Origin of the sequence: Vibrio sp. J502 (assembly GCF_025397955.1) — a bacterium.
Lineage (GTDB): Bacteria > Pseudomonadota > Gammaproteobacteria > Enterobacterales > Vibrionaceae > Vibrio > Vibrio anguillarum.
Window position 1 is genome coordinate 775,592 of the sequence record NZ_CP104555.1, and the last position, 16,922, is coordinate 792,513.

The following is a 16,922-nucleotide window of genomic DNA, read 5'->3' on the forward strand; positions in this document are numbered from 1 at the left end:
ATTCGCGATAGCGCCCCAACTTTACCGCTACTTTCAATATTCACTCACTGTTTTCCTAGCGACAACATCACGTTATTTAACTGTATGACATAGCGTGATGTTTAATAAGAAAAGGAAATAAGCTCTTGGGTATAAGGGTGCTGAGGATTGAGAAACAGCTGTTGCGTTTCCCCTTGCTCAACGACTTCACCCTGTTTCATCATCATAGTGTAGTGGCATAATGATTTCACCACATGTAAATCATGGCTAATGAACAAGTACGTTAATCCATATTTTTGTTGCAGCGATTTAAGCAAATCCAACACTTGCGCTTGAATCGTACGATCTAAAGAAGAAGTTGGTTCATCAAGTAAAATGAACTCAGGTTTAAGCACCAATGCCCGAGCAATCGCGATACGTTGTCGTTGCCCACCTGAAAACTCATTGGGATAACGGTAGCGAGTGGCTGGGTCGAGTTCAACTTCTCGCATCACATCACAAATCATTCGTTCAACAGTTTGTCGATCATAACGGCTATGAACCTCTAACCCTTCACCAATAATCTGCGCCACCGACATTCTCGGATTCAGTGCTGAAAATGGATCTTGAAAAACGACTTGCATCTTGCTGCGATAAGGTAACATAGCTTTCCTATCTAACCCTTGCAGCTCATTATTGTCGTAACAAATCGAGCCTTCCGAATGGACTAATTTTAGTATCGCCATACCAGTGGTCGATTTACCCGAACCGCTCTCGCCAACAATTCCTAATGAATGTCCTCTTTTAAGCTTAAACTGCATGTCGGTGACAGCTTTAATATGCGAGATCGTGCGCTTGAATAAGCCGCCAGTGATGGGAAACCAGACTTTGAGATGCTGAAGCTGCACTAGAATTGGGTTGTCAGGGTTTACGTCAACGGGCAAACCTCGAGGATCGGATTCAATCAATTTTTTGGTATAAGAGTGAGAGGGTGATGAGAACAGCGTTTTGGCATCATTCACCTCGATCACTTGCCCATTTTGCATCACTGCAACGCGATCAGCGATACGCTTAACAATACTGAGATCATGAGTAATGAACAACATGGCCATACCCAGTTCTTGTTGCAGGTTTTTAAGTAGATCTAATATTTGCGCCTGCACAGAAACATCAAGCGCAGTGGTTGGCTCATCAGCAATCAGTAATTCAGGCTCATTGATCAAAGCCATCGCAATCATGACTCGCTGGCGTTCTCCCCCAGAAAGTTCATGTGGATAAGCATTGATCTTAATTTCTGGCGATCGAATACCAACTTTTTCTAACCATGCAATGGCCAACTGACGTGCTTTGCTGCCTCTTAGTCCTCGATGAATCTCAACAACTTCGATCAACTGTTTACCAACTTTGTGCAGAGGGTTGAGTGAGACCATTGGCTCTTGGAAAATCATACCAATCCGCCCGCCTCGTATACCTCTTAATTGCCTCTCGCTACAGTTCAACATGTTGATACCATCAAAAAAGATCTCCCCTTGCAAATAGTGGGCAGCACTTTTCGGTAACAACTTCAAAATGGCATTCGCCGTCACTGATTTACCAGAACCACTTTCCCCCACCAGCGCTAAAGTTTCCCCTGCGGAGAGAGAAAGTGACACCGCTTTAATCACAGGTTCAATATTGTCTTTTTGACCAAACCCGACCGAAAGATTTTGGATAGAGAGTACGGTTTTACTCATCATCTTCTCCCTGTCGAATGCGGGTCAAAAGCATCGCGTACAGCTTCGCCGATAAAGACCAATAATGTCAGCATTAACGAGAGCACCACAAATGCTGAAATACCTAACCATGGAGCTTGTAAATTGGCTTTCCCTTGCGCCAATAATTCGCCCAAAGAGGGCGAGCCGACTGGCAAGCCAAAACCGAGAAAATCTAAGGATGTTAAAGTCGTAACTGAGCCTGAAAGAATAAAGGGCATCATAGTTAAAGAAGCCACCATCGCGTTAGGTAGCATGTGGCGAAGCATAATGCGGCGATCACTCACCCCCATCGCTTGCGCAGCCCGCACATAATCAAAATTACGACAGCGTAAAAACTCCGCTCTCACCACGCCCACTAAACTCATCCAACTAAAAAGCACCATAATACCAAGCAACCACCAAAAATTCGGTTCGACGAAACTCGATAAAATGATCAGCAGAAAAAGCGTTGGCATCCCTGACCAAACTTCAATAAAACGTTGCCCAAGTAAATCAAGCCAGCCGCCATAATAACCTTGAGTGGCACCAACGATAACGCCTATCACTGACGAGACGAGTGTTAATACAAAGCCAAACAAAACCGAAATACGAAACCCGTAAATAATACGAGCCAGCACATCGCGCCCTTTATCATCAGTACCAAGCCAGTTCACTGAATCTGGCGCTGACGGCACTGCATTATTGATATTAAAGTTGATGGTGTCGTAACTAAATGGGATCAATGGCCAAACAATAAAACCTTTTTGTTCAATCAGATCGATGACGTAAGGATCGGTATAATCCGCTTCGGTTTCAAACTCACCACCAAAACGAGTTTCTGCATATTGTTGAAAGGTGGGGAAAAACCACTGCTGATCGTACTCAACCAAAAGGGGTTTATCATTTGCAATCAGCTCAGCAAATAGGCTCACCACAAATAAAAGCGTAAACAACCATAGTGAATAAAAACCGCGCCGATTGGACTTAAAACCGTGCCAGCGCAATACGTTTAATGGGTTGGACAGCCTTTTTTTTACCATCATGAACGAGCCTCAAAGTCGATTCGAGGATCAACCCAAATATAGGTCAAATCGGAAATGATGCTGAGGACTAATCCAAGTAACGTCATGATGTATAAAGAACTAAACACTACAGGATAATCCCGTTGAATGGTCGATTCAAAACCAAGTAGCCCTATACCTTCCAGTGAAAACATCACTTCAATCAGCATCGAACCGGTGAAAAATATGCTGATAAAAGCACTCGGAAAACCGGCAATAATAATCAGCATCGCATTACGAAAAACGTGCTGATAAAGAATACGTCCTTCATCCAGTCCTTTTGCTCGAGCCGTCACCACATACTGTTTGTTGATCTCATCAAGAAATGAGTTTTTCGTTAGCATACTCAAAGTGGCAAACCCGCCGATCACCATTGCAAAGATGGGCAAAGCCAAATGCCAAAAATAGTCGCCAATTTGTTGATACCAAGTCAGATCAGCAAAATTATTTGATACTAAACCACGCAGTGGGAACCAATTGAAATAATTTCCGCTGGCAAAAATAATGATCAAAATGATCGCAAATAAGAAGCCAGGAATGGCGTAACCTATAATGACCACCGCGCTTGACCATACATCAAACCTTGAACCGTGGTGAATGGCTTTTAAAATACCGAGAGGAATGGAGATAAGGTAGATGATCAGCGTACTCCACAGCCCTAAAGAGATCGAAACGGGCAAACGCTCAGTGATCAAATCAATCACATTGCCCCCTTTGAATAAGCTGTCACCAAAATTAAAGGTTGCGTAATTTTTTAGCATTTCAAAATAACGGACATGAAGTGGCTTATCGAAACCAAACTGTTTTTTTATCGCTTCGACTACCTCGGGGTCTAAACCTCGAGAACCTTTATATCCTCCAGTGTTAGCCGACAGCGACATATCCACCTCTTGGCCGCCTCCAGTAAATCGCTCCATAATTCCGTCACCATGCCCTTCCATTTGTGCAATCGCTTGCTCAACTGGGCCTCCGGGGGCAATTTGGATGATAAAAAAATTAATGGTAATAATCGCCCACAGCGTGGGCACAACGAGCAGCAATCGGCGGAAAATATAAGCAGTCATTGCATCCTCTTAACGGCGTTTTTCTGGTAGCAATTGCGCTTTCTGCTCCGAAACCCACCAAGTATCAAGACCAATATCATATTTTGGCATCACACTAGGGCGCTCGAATTTGTCCCAAGTTGCGATACGATATTGGCTCAGATACCACTGTGGGATCAGATAAAAATTCCATTGTAGAACGCGATCTAATGCTCGGCCTAAAGGCAATAATTTTTCTGGATGCTCTTGATTGGCGGCAATTTGTTCAGTGAGGAAGTCGACAACTGGGTCTGCCACTCCGGCGCGATTGTACGTGGAATCGATGTAGTTTGAATTCCAGATAATCAACAAGTTAGGACTTGGGTAAGGATTCGCCGCATAGGCCGACGAAAGCATGTCAAAATATCTATCGCGCAAACGCTTAAGATATTGTGTGGTATCCACTGAGCGAATCTTCATCTCGATACCAAGCTGTTTTAGATTTTTTTGCAAAGGAATGGCAATACGTTCCGTGGTCGGACTGTAGATCAATAACTCAAACTCAAACGCTTTACCCGTTTCCTTATGGGTCATCACTTTATCTTTCAGCTCCCACCCCGCCTCTTTGAGCAATTGAAAAGCGACTCGTAGTTGTTGACGAATACGACCAGACCCATCCGTCACTGGTGGTTGGTATTCTTGGGTAAAAACACGTTCTGGGATCTTATCTTTTAGTGGTGTAAGAATAGTGAGTTCATCAGTAGAGGGAAGACCTTTCGCTTCATACTCTGTGTTTTGAAAATAGCTACGCGTTCGTGAGTATTGATCGTAGAACATATTTTTGTTCATCCATTCAAAATCCATCGCATAGGTCAAAGCCTCGCGCACTTTCGGATCACTAAACACTTCTCGTTGAATATTAAATACAAAACCTTGGGTTGAAGCTGGACTATTATGCGCGATCGCTTCTTTCTTGATGAATCCTTTATCGAAGTTCAATCCAGTGTATGAGCTGGCCCAAAACTTCGCCGAACTCTCTTGGCGAATATCACATTCCCCAGCTTTAAATGCCTCAAGCATTACGGTATCGTCGCGGTAATAGTCGTATTGGATCTGCTTGAAATTATGTCGCCCAATGCTGACTGGTAAGTTGGCAGCCCAATAATCTTTCTGCAACTCATAAGTGACACTCTGCCCAGTTTGATAACGTACGACTTTGTAAGGACCGCTGCCGACTGGCGGTTCATTTAATGGTTCTGCTAAGTTTTTATCCTGCCAATAGTGCTTAGGCAACACTTGAGTTGATTGAGCCAAACTAAAAAGCTTTTCTCTATTAGGTTCTGACATCTCAATACGAACCGTTAAAGGATGGATCGCCGTTACCGATTTAACCACTTTGTAAAACAGTCGATATTGAGGCACTCCTTCTGTCATGAACTTGTTGAACGTAAACTCAACATCTTGCGCGGTGATCGGTTTACCGTCTTGAAAACGTGCGTTCGGGTTGATATCTAGTTCTAGCCACGAATAGTCATCAGAATAACGAACTTTAGAAGCAATCAATGGATAATAGGTATCAATTTCGTCGCTGGGGGCAAACATCAGTGAATCATAAAGCTCACCACTGCCTGCCGCCGGAGCGCCTCGGGAAGCAAAGCGGTTAAAATTGTCGTAAGTACCCACCTCGCCATAAGTTACTTTTCCGTACTTAGGCGCGCTTGGATTAACATAATCGAAATGAGAAAAATTGGCGGGATATTTGGCTTGCCCAACGCCGGATAATTTTGTGGTTTCTACAACATCCGCAGTCGCCAAAGCACTCATCAGCAGCACAGCCACACCTAAAAGCGTAGGCTTAATTTTTCTCATACTAGAATCCTTCCATTGATAACTTCGCGACATTCCATCGGTGTAAACTATTAATAATTCAGTCACTTGGGTAAGTATAGAGAAAAATAAGATTTACGAAACCCCAAGCTGCAATTATAACGAAACAACTTGTCATTGCTGGTAAGTGGTGCGTCGCAATAAGAACTGGTAACTTTGTGGTTTTAGGAACGAAACGTATAGAAAACGCCGCGATGAGATAAAAAGCCCCGCCATGCAGGGCTTCATCGGCTTTAACCATCTGTGGTAATTTGGCTGATCAGCTCTTTTTCTACCTGCTCGGCCATTTCAAGAGCAATTTGGCACGTTCCAGCCGCTTGATGGCCTCCACCACCATATTTGAGCATTAATCCGCCCACATTGGTTTTAGAGCCACGATCAAAAATAGATTTCCCCGTAGCAAACACGATATTTTGCTTCTGAAAGCCCCACATTTTGTGAATCGAGATATTACACTGGGGAAATAAGGCATAAATGATAAACCGATTCCCCGCGTAAATAATTTCTTCGCCCGTCAAATCAAGAATGACAAGGTTTTTATAGACTTTGGCACAACGTTGAATCTGCTGTTTAGATAGAATTTCATGCTCACGGTACAAAGTAACGCGCTCTTGAACGTCCGGCAGAGCAAGAATCTCAGCAATGGAGTGGTTCGCACAGTAGTCGATGAGATCCATCATTAACTGATAATTGGAGATACGAAATTCATGGAAGCGCCCTAAACCTGTTCTTGCATCCATCAGGAAATTCAGTAAATTCCATCCCGCAGAATCAAGCACTTCATCCCGAGTAAACTGCGCGGAGTCACCTTTGTCGACAGCAATCAGCATCTCTTGCCACTGAGAGGGAAACGTATCTAGTCCGCCATAATATTGCCATACTACATGCGCGGCAGATGGCGCGTTTGGATCAATAATATGATTCGGCCTTTCACCTTGATTGCGAATAGTTTCCGATAGGTGATGATCAAAAATTAAGTGAGCATTAGCGACGTAAGGCAGGTTAGTGACAATGTCACGCTCAGTTGTCGTCACCTTCCCATCTTGCATATCCTTTGGGTGAACAAACACGATCTCGTCAATTAGGTTGAGTTTTTTGAGCAACACGGCACAAACCAGCCCATCAAAATCGCTGCGTGTCACTAATCTAAATTTACTTTCAGCTTGTTGATGCTCAGACATAGACAATTTCCTTATTAGCAGTCATATCACTGCTCGGCGTGGGTTTAAGCAGTGTTTTGTATATCAGATCCTGAGTTAACACCTTCTAGGTTTACCAATGCAGGTGGTATGTTTTCATTTTAGACGCCATCGTTTTTTTAACAAACTTAACACAATGGTTTTTAAACATTATTCAACACAGCGCATCATTTTATTGAGCAAATATCGAATAAAGTAATGAGGAATGAAGACTGCTGTTACAACTAGGGAATTAGAGGTAAGAAAAAGCCAGCAACAAGTGCTGGCTGTTAGGTTGAGCTAAGAAATGAGGTATCTCTATTTACGTTTATCCTGCACGTACTTTCGGCTCACATCAACAAGCGCTACATCTTTAAAGAAACTACGACCAAGTAACAGTGGGTAAGTCAGATGTGTACGATCGGCAAGCGTAAACTCGGTTCTTTCTTTGAGATCACCAATTTCAATCCAAGCGACAACGACCGCACGTCTTTGTGTACCCTCTGCACTGGATTGCCGAATTCTAACCCAGCGTTCAACAGGTAAACTTATCTCATCACTTTTGATGTCATCGTGTTCAATCCTGAACTTGACCCAATCATTTCCATCGCGTTCAAAAGCAACAACATCCACGGCACTAATTGAAGAGGTGGCCGCCCCGGTATCGATACGCGCTTTGAAGCTTTCGTTCAAACTCGGCACATAAACCCACTCTTTTTCGCCCAAAATAAGCTTACCATCAGAGGTTTTTTTGGCCTTCACCACCACTGGCTCTTTTGAGGGTTTTTCAACCGGTTTTTGTGCCTCAGTATTTTGTTGTTTTAGCTCTTCAACTTTTGGCTTTTGCTCTGGTTGTGTTGAGGTTTGGTTTAGCGTACTACATGCCATCAAACCAGTACTCAACATTAAAAGAGCAATAAGTTTCAAGTGTTGTTTCATTGACCCACCTAATCAAACTGATAAATATTTAAGAGACATTCACTATGGCTTGAGCAACATACGGAATATGTTGTTCTGATAAGCCTGCAATGTTAATTCGGCCATCACCTACCCCATAGATTCCATATTGATCACGTAGCTGAGCCATCTGTTCTGGAGTAAAGCCTAGCACAGTAAACATCCCTTTGTGACTTTCGATAAAATCGAATTGTGAAGTATTGTGCTGATTTCTCAAATGATTACACAAGGTTTGACGCAGGTTTAACAAACGCTGTTGCATTTCACTTAACTCTTGCTTCCAAATCGCGGTTAATGCTTGATTTTGTAAAATAGTTTTCACCAGTGCAGCACCATGATCGGGCGGCATAGTATAGGTCGAACGGGCTAACGTTAGTAATTTACCTTTTGCATTCGCTACATCTTGTGCGTTTTTACCGACAACAATCGCGGCACCAGTTCGTTCTCGGTAGAGACCAAAGTTCTTTGAACAAGAGGTGGTGATCAACATCTCTTCGACGTTGTTTGCCATAAAACGCAGCCCTTTCACATCCTCTTCAAGACCTTCACCAAACCCTTGGTAGGCAACATCAACAAAAGGGATGAAGCCATTTCTCTGCGCAAGACTGGTGATCGCTTGCCATGCGGCGAAATCAATATCCGCGCCAGTTGGGTTATGGCAGCAACCATGGATAAGCACCACATCTTTTGGCCCTGCTTGCGATAAATCATCAAGCATCCGTGCAGTATCGACTTGCTTAGTCTCGCGACAGAAGTAAGAATAATATTTCACTTTTAAACCCGCAGCTTCCATCACAGGTTTATGATTGACGTAACTTGGGTCAGTAATCCACACCGTCGTTTCTGGTTGTGCTACGTGCATTAAGTCACCGAGCATACGCAGCGCACCGCTTGCTCCGGGCGTTTGAATCGCAGCCACACGATCAAGCACTGAAGTGCCAGACAATAATAAGTTCACCATGCTTTGGTTAAACTCTTCACACCCAGCAAGTCCAACATACGATTTAGTGGTTTGTGTGGCAATCACGTGCTCTTGCGCTTTAGCAATGGCGCGCATAATCGGCGTCTCTCCTTGGCTATTACGATAAACGCCAATGCCTAGGTCAACTTTTTCGCTGCGAGGATCGTTGCGGTATGCAACCGATAATGAAAGTATTGGATCGAGTGTTGGTGTTGGTAAATGTGAAAACATGAAGGTCACAACCCTTTGAAATTCAAGTAATGACCTTCAAGTTAGCACTAGATACATAATTTTTACAGTTTAAATTGATGGATTATTTGATTGGCACTGCCTCGCCATTCTAAGCTTGGATCGGCTTTATCCTGTTCAAATTTGATCTGCTCCAGCCAGACTGGACACTTCATTAAGCGACATTTTTATTTTCAAAGTTAACTGGACTTAGATACCCAAGAGCACTGTGCCTTCTTGTCCGATTATAATCAACCTCGATGTATTCAAAGAGCGTTTGACGCATCTCGTCTCGCGTCATGATCGGCTCATATTGGATCGCTTCAACCTTCATTGAATGGAAGAAGCTCTCAACACAAGCATTATCCCAGCAGTTTCCTTTCCTACTCATACTTTGCTTTAGATTATAAGCGGTTATGATGTCTCGATAATCTTTTGAGCAGTACTGACTACCTCGGTCACTATGAACGATCACCTGCTCAGGGAACCCACGACGGAACAAGGCCATTGATAATGCATCGCAGACCAGTGTTGCGGTCATTCTGGTATCCATAGACCAGCCGACTACTTGCCTTGAATAAAGGTCAATAATTACCGCCAAATACAGCCAGCCTTCACTTGTCGCAACATAGGTGATGTCTCCCGCCCACTTTTGATTCGGAGCCTCCGCGTTAAAATCCTGAGCTAGCAGGTTCGGAGCAACTGGCATTTTATGTTTGCTATCCGTAGTGCACCTAAACTTACGTGCCGCTTTCGGCGTTAAATCCTGACGCTTCATACTAGCGGCAATGGTTTTAACATTACGGCTATCACCGTTCTCTGCCAGCTCTTTCTGGATACGCCTTGAACCATCACGGCCTTTGCTGTTGTCAAAAGCCTTTTTGACCTTCGTATCAAGCTCTTGGCGAGTTACCTCGCGCTGAGTGGCCTTGTGGCGATGCTTAATCCAGTAATAAAACCCACTTCGTGAAACCCCGAACACCTTAGCCATGCGGACAGCACTGAAGCACAGCAGGTGTTCGAGCATAAATTCGTAGCTATCTACTTTAGATTTTTCGCGAAGTAGGTGGCGGCCTTTTTTACGATATCTAGCTCTTCAGCTTGCTCGGCCAATTGCCTTTTGAGCTTTGCGACTTCAGCGGCTAGATCTTTTTCCCGCTGACTGGTGCTAGTATCTTTCTTGGCTGCTTTACGCCAACCGTAGATCTGGGATTCGTGTAACGAGAGATGCTGCGCTGCCGTAGCTACTCCCAGCTTTTCTGCTAGCTTCAGTGCTTCTGCTTTAAATTCAGCAGAATGGAGAATACGTTTTTTCTTGTTTGTCATGGTTCACCTCATTAGTGATTGTACTCACTTAATTAGGTGTCCAAAACTGGTGGTGCGGATCATGCCGCGACAAACCACTTAAAACGGAAAAACTGAATTTACACTAAAACCGCCAAGCGTTGCGAATCCATCTTAAATGCTTTGTTAGTTTACTTTTTACACCAATCGCACGATTTAATTAAATTGCACATTTGGCTCGATACCCTATAATATTACTGCACTTACAGACTTGGAGCTTAACCATGTACACATTAACAGCAAATGATGCCAAACGTAATTTCGGTGAACTGCTTCTAAACGCTCAACGTGAGCCAGTTAAAATTAGTAAAAACAATAAAGATGCCGTTGTTGTGATGTCGATTAGAGACTATGAAGAACTTGAAGTCATGAAAGCCGATTACATAAAACATTGTTTTGAGTCCGCAAAAGCAGACTTAGCCCAAGGCAATATAGTTGACGGTGAAAACTTCCTAAACGCGTTGTAAGTAAAGTATGCACAAGAGTAAATATAAACTAAGTAAATTAGCACAGGCTCATTTACATAAAATCAAAAATTATACCGTTACAAACTTTTCCGAGATGCAGTGGAACGCATACAAAGACACTCTTCTTACTGGGTTTCAGATGCTCGCTGACAACCCCGCTGTAGGCAGAAGCTGCAACGATTTATATCAAAATGGTTTTTACTTCCCTATAGGCAAGCATACGGCTTACTTTACCAAGGAAGACAGTTTTATTTTGGTCGTTGCAGTCCTTGGGCAATCGCAATTGCCACAAAACCATCTGCGATAATTATCACACCCTAGCGTATTGAGTTAGGGTGCAATTTTGATTGGTAAACTAACGCCCGGCTAAGGGGTTGACAACGCACCGCCGAACTTAAAAAACACACCGTAAACACTGAATTTCAATTTTGCACTAAAGCCGCCACGCGTTGACAATCCCTCTTGAGCCGTTTGTTATGAAGCAATTTCACACGCCATACTAACGAAGTTTTCATCACCACTATCTGTGATTTGATAACCTAAACTACTATAAAAGCCTATGGCTGATTTGTTGCTTTTAAAACTAGATAATGTAATGAGATTTCTATTTGCTTCAGCCGCTAGTTGATGGATGTGATTGATAACCTTAAAACCCAATTTTTTCTTCTGATGATCTGGAAAGATGATCAACAAGTGGATATGAAATGCTTGATCGTACGGTTTGAAGCAAATAAGACCGACTCTTTGATTTCGATAAGTTACCCAATAATACCAGCTATGCTGATATTCAGTAGTTAAGCGATGATACTGGTATTCATCATCCCACCCATAAACGGGTTCAACATGAAGTTTAAGAGCTTGCTTTGTCGCCGAAAATACATTGCAAAACTCTGATTCAGCTACTGGTTCCAGTACGATATTTTCATGTGGTTTAGTCATGATTGCCTCCTGCTTCATAACGCCCGGCTAAGGGGTTGACAACGCACCACCGAACTCAAAAAACATACTGTAAACAGTGAACTTCAATTTTGAACTAAAGCCGCCACGCGTTGGCAATCCCTCTTGAGCCGTTTGTTAGGCCAACCGATTGACACCGACACTTTCACAACCAAAGAACAAGGCTTGTTTGAAAACTGAAAACCAACTAAGCGATTCATTTATAAACCAAAACCTAAATCAGCAAAGAAACAAAAAATTCAAATTGAGCGATTTGGAAGAAAAGTGACGAGCGTAGCATGCTCGGCGGACGTTTGGATGCTGAAGGTTATTTCACCGCTGAATTCACAACGCTAAACAACCTAACGCGATCAAGAAACAACAAATATGTGATCATTATTTATGGCTTAAGTTAAGCCACAAAACATGGAATTTACTGCTCAATCCCAACTCTATTTAGCTGATAACAACTCACTTTGCCTAACGCCCGCTTAAGGGGCTGACAACGCTACTACCAAGTTTCCGCATAACACCGTAAACACAAAAACCAACGCATAATAAAAATGCCACGCGTTGGAAGTCCCTCTTGAAGCGTTTGTTAGGAATTTTCCAACGCATTGATATTATTGCTTAATTCCCAGCACTCTAATGATTCGCCATCACTATCCACAGCAATATTTTTATAAATAAATCCATTTTTGCGAACAACATTTAGTGACGCCGAATTTTTAGAAGAGATTAATGCAAAGACAACTTTGACTAAACCAGATTCAAACGCAATTTGGCAAAGTTTGTTAACTGCAAATGTTGCAATACCTTTGCCTTGAGCCCCAAAAGCTACGTTGTAACCGATTTCGACTCGACAGTTGAACGGTGGGTTCTTGAATCCACAACTACCAATTAGCTGGTCATTTGACTTTATAAAGTATGCTTCACAAATTGAATCACGATAATGATTAAGAGAGCGTTCTAAAACATGATTTGGTGGAATTCCGTCAATCATATACTTGAGCTCAGATTGACCATCACGCAACATTTTTAGCTCACTCTCATTTAGCTGAATGAGTTCCATAATTTCCTTATGCCTAACGCCCGGCTAAGGGGTTGACAACGCACTGCCGAACTCAAAAAACACACCGTAAACACTGAACTTCAATTTTGTACTAAAGCCGCCACGCGTTGGCAATCCCTCTTGAGCCGTTTGTTAGATATTTATTGCTGCCGAACGTAAATGAGCCGATTTGTATCAAAGCCACGCTCTTTCGACATTTGAACGAACTTCTCCAGAATGTCTGGTGCGACTCTAGGCGTTCTTGAAAGTAACCACAGATATTCTGTATTCGGCCCTGATACGAAGGCATAACTGTAGTTTTCACGCTCTAACTCAAACACCACGTAAGAGCCATAAAACGGACCAAAAAATGAAACCTTCAGATAACCGTCTGTTGGACTATTTACAAAGTAAGCTTTGCCTTCAGCCTCTTTCCACTCACCTTTCTCTTCGGAATAACCACGATTAAGAACCGAAACACCGCCATCATTTCGAACACTGTATTCCGCAGTAACCTGACTTAAACCTCTTTCAAAAGAGTGATCAAGTCGAGCAACCTCGTACCATTTACCTAAATAATTGTTCAGTTCAAAATCCGACACAGGCTTTACTGATTCGGGCATACCCAAGCAGCCGTTTAATAAAACAGTACAAATAATCAACAAGATTGATCTCATGATGCCTCCAAATACCTAACGCCCGGCTAAGGGGTTGACAACGCACCGCCGAACTCAAAAAACACACTGTAAACTCTGAACTGCAATTTTGCACTAAAACCGCCAAGCGTTGGCAATCCCTCTTGAGCCGTTTGTTATAAGTAATTTACGGAATACTTTGTTTGAATGCAATCATTAGGAAACACTGTTGTTGAAGCTTCTCGCAACTGAATAGCTTTTTCCAATTTACCAAAAAGTGGAATACCTCCACCTAGGATCACAGGAACTCTTGTTATTGTGACTTCATTGATCAGTTGTTGATTTAAAAATGAGGTAATTGTAGAGCCACCATCAATATAAGCGTGCTTATAACCGTCTTGATCAAGTTTACGCACTAAATCAGATAGGCCTCCAGAGTACATTTCAACTTTACCTGAAAGGTTTTCAGGTGCTGCTTTAAGTGTATTACTCAAGACATAAATTTTTATATCACCATAAGGCCACTGTTCAGAGGCTTGGATTCAAGTACGAAGTGCGACACCTCTGAACATAAAAACAGTGAGATGCGATAATCATGAAGTTTGCTCCCGCCAAGAAGTAAAAAACATGAGATACACGCACCTCACTGAGAACGAAAGGTATATGATTTCTGCACTCAGAAAGCAAGGAATTAGTACCGCTAAAATAGCTAAACAACTGGGTCGTCACAAAGCTACTATCTATCGAGAAATTGAACGCAATTCCCGATACAACAGACACTTTAAAAGGTACTCCTATCAGGCGTGGAGAGCCCAACAAATGGCTCGCAACCGGCTGAGTCGCTCGCGCAGAAATAAGCGCTACAGCGAAATCGACTTCAGGTTACCTGAAGCCTTGCTACGACTGGATTGGAGCCCTGACCAAATCGTCGGATACCTAAGGGTAAGAGGCTATCCAACAATGAGTCACGAGCTCATTTATCAGCATATTTGGAACGACAAAACTCTCGGTGGAACACTATGGAAACACCTACGCCAATCTACCAAGAAAAGGCGCAAAAGGTATAACTCAAAAGACAGCCGAGGTCGGCTGGCAGCAAAGCGTCATATTACCGAAAGACCTGCAAAAGCTGAGCATCGAAATGAGCCTGGCCATTGGGAAATTGATACCGTCGTTGGCCGCGGAACCAAGCACTGCATCGTGACTTTAGTCGACAGAATGACTGGCTACACTTTTATTGGGCAAATGGACGATAGAACAAGCGAGTCGCTCAACGTAAGAATGAGCAAAATCGTGACCCGCTCTGACTTACCTTTTAAGACGATAACTGCGGATAACGGCACTGAATTTCATGGTTATGCACAACTAGAAAAACATCATAACTGTCTGTTTTACTTTGCAAATCCATACCACTCATGGGAGCGAGGAACTAATGAAAACACCAATGGCTTAATACGACAATACTTACCAAAACGAACTTCTATGTCACACGTGACACAGAAGCTCTGCAATGAAATTGCACACAAATTAAATATGCGCCCACGCAAAAGACTTGGGTATAGAACACCACTGGAGTATATTCATGCGCATCTTTAAAAAGTGTCGCACTTCAAACTTGATACTAAGCTCAGTAAAAGCCAAGTCGGTCAGTTTTAAAACTGACTTACTCACGATACCTTTACCTTGGTATTCAGAGCTTAACCAGTAGCCAATCTCTACTTTTTTAAGTTGACGGTTAATACTGTTAAAACTGATATTTCCAACCAACTTATCTTGGTAAATCATCCCACAAACCAAGGATTTTCCATCAGCATAATCATGCAATGAACTTTTGATAAAGCTAAGAAAAAACTCTTCATTGGTTGCATGAGGAGGCCAAGCTAACCATTGACTCAAGTATTCCCTCTCTCGACTGACAATTTCAAGATAGGCCGAAGCAAACTTGGGAGTAACCAAAGCCAGTTTCAGATCGGTATCAACATCCAATGTAAACATGATTTCCTCTTAAAAACATAACGCCCGGCTAAGGGGTTGACAACGCACCGCCGAACTCAAAAAACACACTTAAACACTGAACTGCAATTTTGCACTAAAGTCGCCACGCGTTGGCAATCCCTCTTGAGCCGTTTGTTATGTTGAGATCACATTACTATCTAATTCGCCACACGTACTGCACACGACTTTACCCTTGCTAATATTCCCTGAGCAATTAGGGCACGATCGTTCGGGCAAACTAGGATCATAGTAAGTATCAAGCCTCTTGCACTCACTACCATCTTGCTGAGCACAACTTGCAGACTTATCTTTTGACATAGAGAACACAGCTAGCAATAAGAAACCTATACCACCCAAAATAATTATTAGGAATATAGCTAGTGGTAAAATGCCTGACATCGCAAGAAACTCTATAATCCCCTGATTTTTACTCATATGACCTCGTAGTAGCTTGAGACAAATAGCGACATAACGCCCGGCTAAGGGGTTGACAACGCATAGTCGAACGCAAAAAAACACACTGTAAACGCTGGACTTCAATTTTGTACTAAAGCCGCCACGCGTTGACAATCCCTCTTGAGCCGTTTGTTATGTGTTTATTTCGACCAGTCCCAATTTCCTTGCTCCTTGACCAAAACTCTTTGGTCTTGGGTAACTGTCAACAATCCTGAATCTGAAATTACGTAAACAAAATCGCCATTTACAAACTCATAACCAATAAATCTTGATGGTGTGCCATCTGATAAATATGTATGTAAAGTATGGCCAGTAAGAATAATCTCATTGCCAGATCTCTTTGATTTACCAGTATAAGTTACGTCATCACAAGTCACGTTACCTTCAATGCATTTTGACTCGATCAAAACCACATAGTTTTCTGTCACCAACGTCGCTGAGATACTGGAAAAACTCGCAAAAAACAGTACAAACAATAGCCCAAATTTACGCACGATAATCTCCAAAACACATAACGCCCTGTTAAGGTGTGAGCAACGCAATACTGATGCCGCCGCATAACACCTTAAACACTAAACGCAACGCATAGTAAAAATGCCACGCGTTGGCAATCCCTCTTGAGCCGTTTGTTATAAGCGTGGTTGAGTATCCCTATGAACCCAAACAACATTTTCATTCGACGCTGGTGTTTCAAACCAAGACCAGAACAATTTCAACATTTCAGGTGTAATTTCATACGATTTGCCATCCAAATCTGAATTACGTGAAAGTGCCCTTTGTTGGCATGTTTCGAAGGGAACATCAAGATAATGAACTTCACTCTCAACACCCACCTCTGATGCCCAACCAGTAAAAGTTTCTCGGTCAGCTTTGCGCCAAAAACCAAAATCGAAAATAACTGGGACACCAAGAGCAAAAAGCTGGCGAGCAGAGTCTTTGAATAAGTCTTGAAGCGTAGCCAAACGGCTATCGAAGACTTCACGCTCCATATGTTCACCATATAAAGGAATCATCCATTCATCGATGGAGAAACGAAGTATCCGCCCCATGATC

The 16,922-nt window shown here is 42.7% G+C and carries 17 protein-coding genes and 2 pseudogenes; 3 read left to right on the forward strand and 16 right to left on the reverse strand.

The annotated features are described in order from the left end of the window. Nucleotides 1–101: 101 nt before the first annotated feature. From N5E84_RS19230 to N5E84_RS19270, 9 genes and pseudogenes are all read right to left on the reverse strand, one after another. Entirely contained in the window at nt 102–1,694 is a 1,593-nt protein-coding gene (locus N5E84_RS19230; RefSeq protein WP_019282473.1) for an ABC transporter ATP-binding protein, read from the reverse strand. Beyond that, nucleotides 1,691–2,734 (reverse strand): ABC transporter permease, encoded by a 1,044-nt coding sequence (locus N5E84_RS19235; protein WP_017046433.1) that lies wholly within the window; start codon nt 2,732–2,734, stop codon nt 1,691–1,693. The genes N5E84_RS19230 and N5E84_RS19235 overlap by 4 nt, the downstream gene beginning before the upstream one ends. Beyond that, on the reverse strand, nt 2,731–3,816 hold the full coding sequence (locus N5E84_RS19240) for a microcin C ABC transporter permease YejB (protein WP_069212003.1): 1,086 nt from the start codon (nt 3,814–3,816) through the stop codon (nt 2,731–2,733). The genes N5E84_RS19235 and N5E84_RS19240 overlap by 4 nt, the downstream gene beginning before the upstream one ends. A 9-nt stretch (nt 3,817–3,825) precedes the next feature. After that, entirely contained in the window at nt 3,826–5,643 is a 1,818-nt protein-coding gene (locus N5E84_RS19245; protein WP_043004524.1) for an extracellular solute-binding protein, read from the reverse strand. 251 nt (nt 5,644–5,894) lie between these two features. Further along, a complete protein-coding gene (locus tag N5E84_RS19250) occupies nt 5,895–6,842 on the reverse strand; it encodes an exopolyphosphatase (RefSeq protein WP_038148427.1) in 948 nt (315 codons plus the stop codon). 315 nt (nt 6,843–7,157) lie between these two features. After that, on the reverse strand, nt 7,158–7,778 hold the full coding sequence (locus N5E84_RS19255) for an ATP-dependent zinc protease (protein WP_019282470.1): 621 nt from the start codon (nt 7,776–7,778) through the stop codon (nt 7,158–7,160). A gap of 28 nt (nt 7,779–7,806) precedes the next feature. After that, nucleotides 7,807–8,988: an amino acid aminotransferase gene (locus N5E84_RS19260; protein WP_019282469.1), complete on the reverse strand. Its 1,182-nt coding sequence runs from the start codon at nt 8,986–8,988 to the stop codon at nt 7,807–7,809. 62 nt (nt 8,989–9,050) lie between these two features. Further along, nucleotides 9,051–9,131: pseudogene (locus N5E84_RS19265) on the reverse strand (anaerobic ribonucleoside-triphosphate reductase-activating protein); the annotation flags it as partial. Nucleotides 9,132–9,160: 29 nt separating this feature from the next. After that, nucleotides 9,161–10,311, reverse strand: a protein-coding gene (locus tag N5E84_RS19270; RefSeq protein WP_095661212.1) for an IS3 family transposase whose coding sequence is annotated in 2 segments (ribosomal slippage) — nt 9,161–10,068 and nt 10,068–10,311 — 1,152 coding nt in all. Because the reading frame shifts where the segments join, the coding sequence is not laid out codon by codon here. A gap of 242 nt (nt 10,312–10,553) precedes the next feature. On the opposite strand from N5E84_RS19270, the gene N5E84_RS19275 reads away from it, so the two are divergent. Further along, a complete protein-coding gene (locus tag N5E84_RS19275) occupies nt 10,554–10,796 on the forward strand; it encodes a type II toxin-antitoxin system Phd/YefM family antitoxin (protein ID WP_017045808.1) in 243 nt (80 codons plus the stop codon). Nucleotides 10,797–10,803: 7 nt separating this feature from the next. Next, complete coding sequence (locus tag N5E84_RS19280; protein ID WP_017049509.1) at nt 10,804–11,103, forward strand: type II toxin-antitoxin system RelE/ParE family toxin; 300 nt, start codon at nt 10,804–10,806, stop codon at nt 11,101–11,103. 167 nt (nt 11,104–11,270) lie between these two features. Here the strand turns inward: N5E84_RS19280 and N5E84_RS19285 are convergent, their stop codons facing one another. The 4 genes from N5E84_RS19285 to N5E84_RS19305 all read right to left on the reverse strand — a co-directional run bounded on the left by N5E84_RS19285 (nt 11,271) and on the right by N5E84_RS19305 (nt 13,912). Next, on the reverse strand, nt 11,271–11,735 hold the full coding sequence (locus tag N5E84_RS19285) for a GNAT family N-acetyltransferase (RefSeq protein ID WP_017046620.1): 465 nt from the start codon (nt 11,733–11,735) through the stop codon (nt 11,271–11,273). 595 nt (nt 11,736–12,330) lie between these two features. After that, entirely contained in the window at nt 12,331–12,804 is a 474-nt protein-coding gene (locus tag N5E84_RS19295) for a GNAT family N-acetyltransferase (RefSeq protein ID WP_019282174.1), read from the reverse strand. Between the two features lie 140 nt (nt 12,805–12,944). Further along, nucleotides 12,945–13,460, reverse strand: coding sequence for a lipocalin family protein (locus N5E84_RS19300; protein WP_029388222.1), 516 nt, complete (start codon nt 13,458–13,460; stop codon nt 12,945–12,947). A gap of 134 nt (nt 13,461–13,594) precedes the next feature. After that, the gene (locus N5E84_RS19305) at nt 13,595–13,912 is read right to left on the reverse strand and encodes a dihydrofolate reductase family protein (RefSeq protein ID WP_069212157.1); all 318 of its coding nucleotides are present in this window, start codon (nt 13,910–13,912) and stop codon (nt 13,595–13,597) included. A gap of 133 nt (nt 13,913–14,045) precedes the next feature. Here N5E84_RS19305 and N5E84_RS19310 point away from each other — a divergent pair, with 133 nt between their 5' ends. Then, nucleotides 14,046–15,014 carry an IS30-like element ISVa6 family transposase gene (locus tag N5E84_RS19310; RefSeq protein WP_081245537.1) on the forward strand — a complete coding sequence of 323 codons (969 nt, stop codon included), beginning with the start codon at nt 14,046–14,048 and terminating at the stop codon, nt 15,012–15,014. Here N5E84_RS19310 and N5E84_RS19315 read toward each other — a convergent pair. The 3 genes and pseudogenes from N5E84_RS19315 to N5E84_RS19330 form a co-directional block, all read right to left on the reverse strand. Beyond that, nucleotides 14,946–15,413, reverse strand: coding sequence for a GNAT family N-acetyltransferase (locus N5E84_RS19315; protein ID WP_232513706.1), 468 nt, complete (start codon nt 15,411–15,413; stop codon nt 14,946–14,948). The genes N5E84_RS19310 and N5E84_RS19315 overlap by 69 nt on opposite strands. Before the next feature lie 596 nt (nt 15,414–16,009). Continuing rightward, nucleotides 16,010–16,363, reverse strand: a complete 354-nt coding sequence (locus tag N5E84_RS19320) for a hypothetical protein (protein WP_069211916.1) — start codon at nt 16,361–16,363, stop codon at nt 16,010–16,012. 135 nt (nt 16,364–16,498) lie between these two features. Further along, nucleotides 16,499–16,903, reverse strand: a pseudogene (locus tag N5E84_RS19330) (AAA family ATPase); the annotation flags it as partial. Between the last annotated feature and the right edge of the window lie 19 nt (nt 16,904–16,922).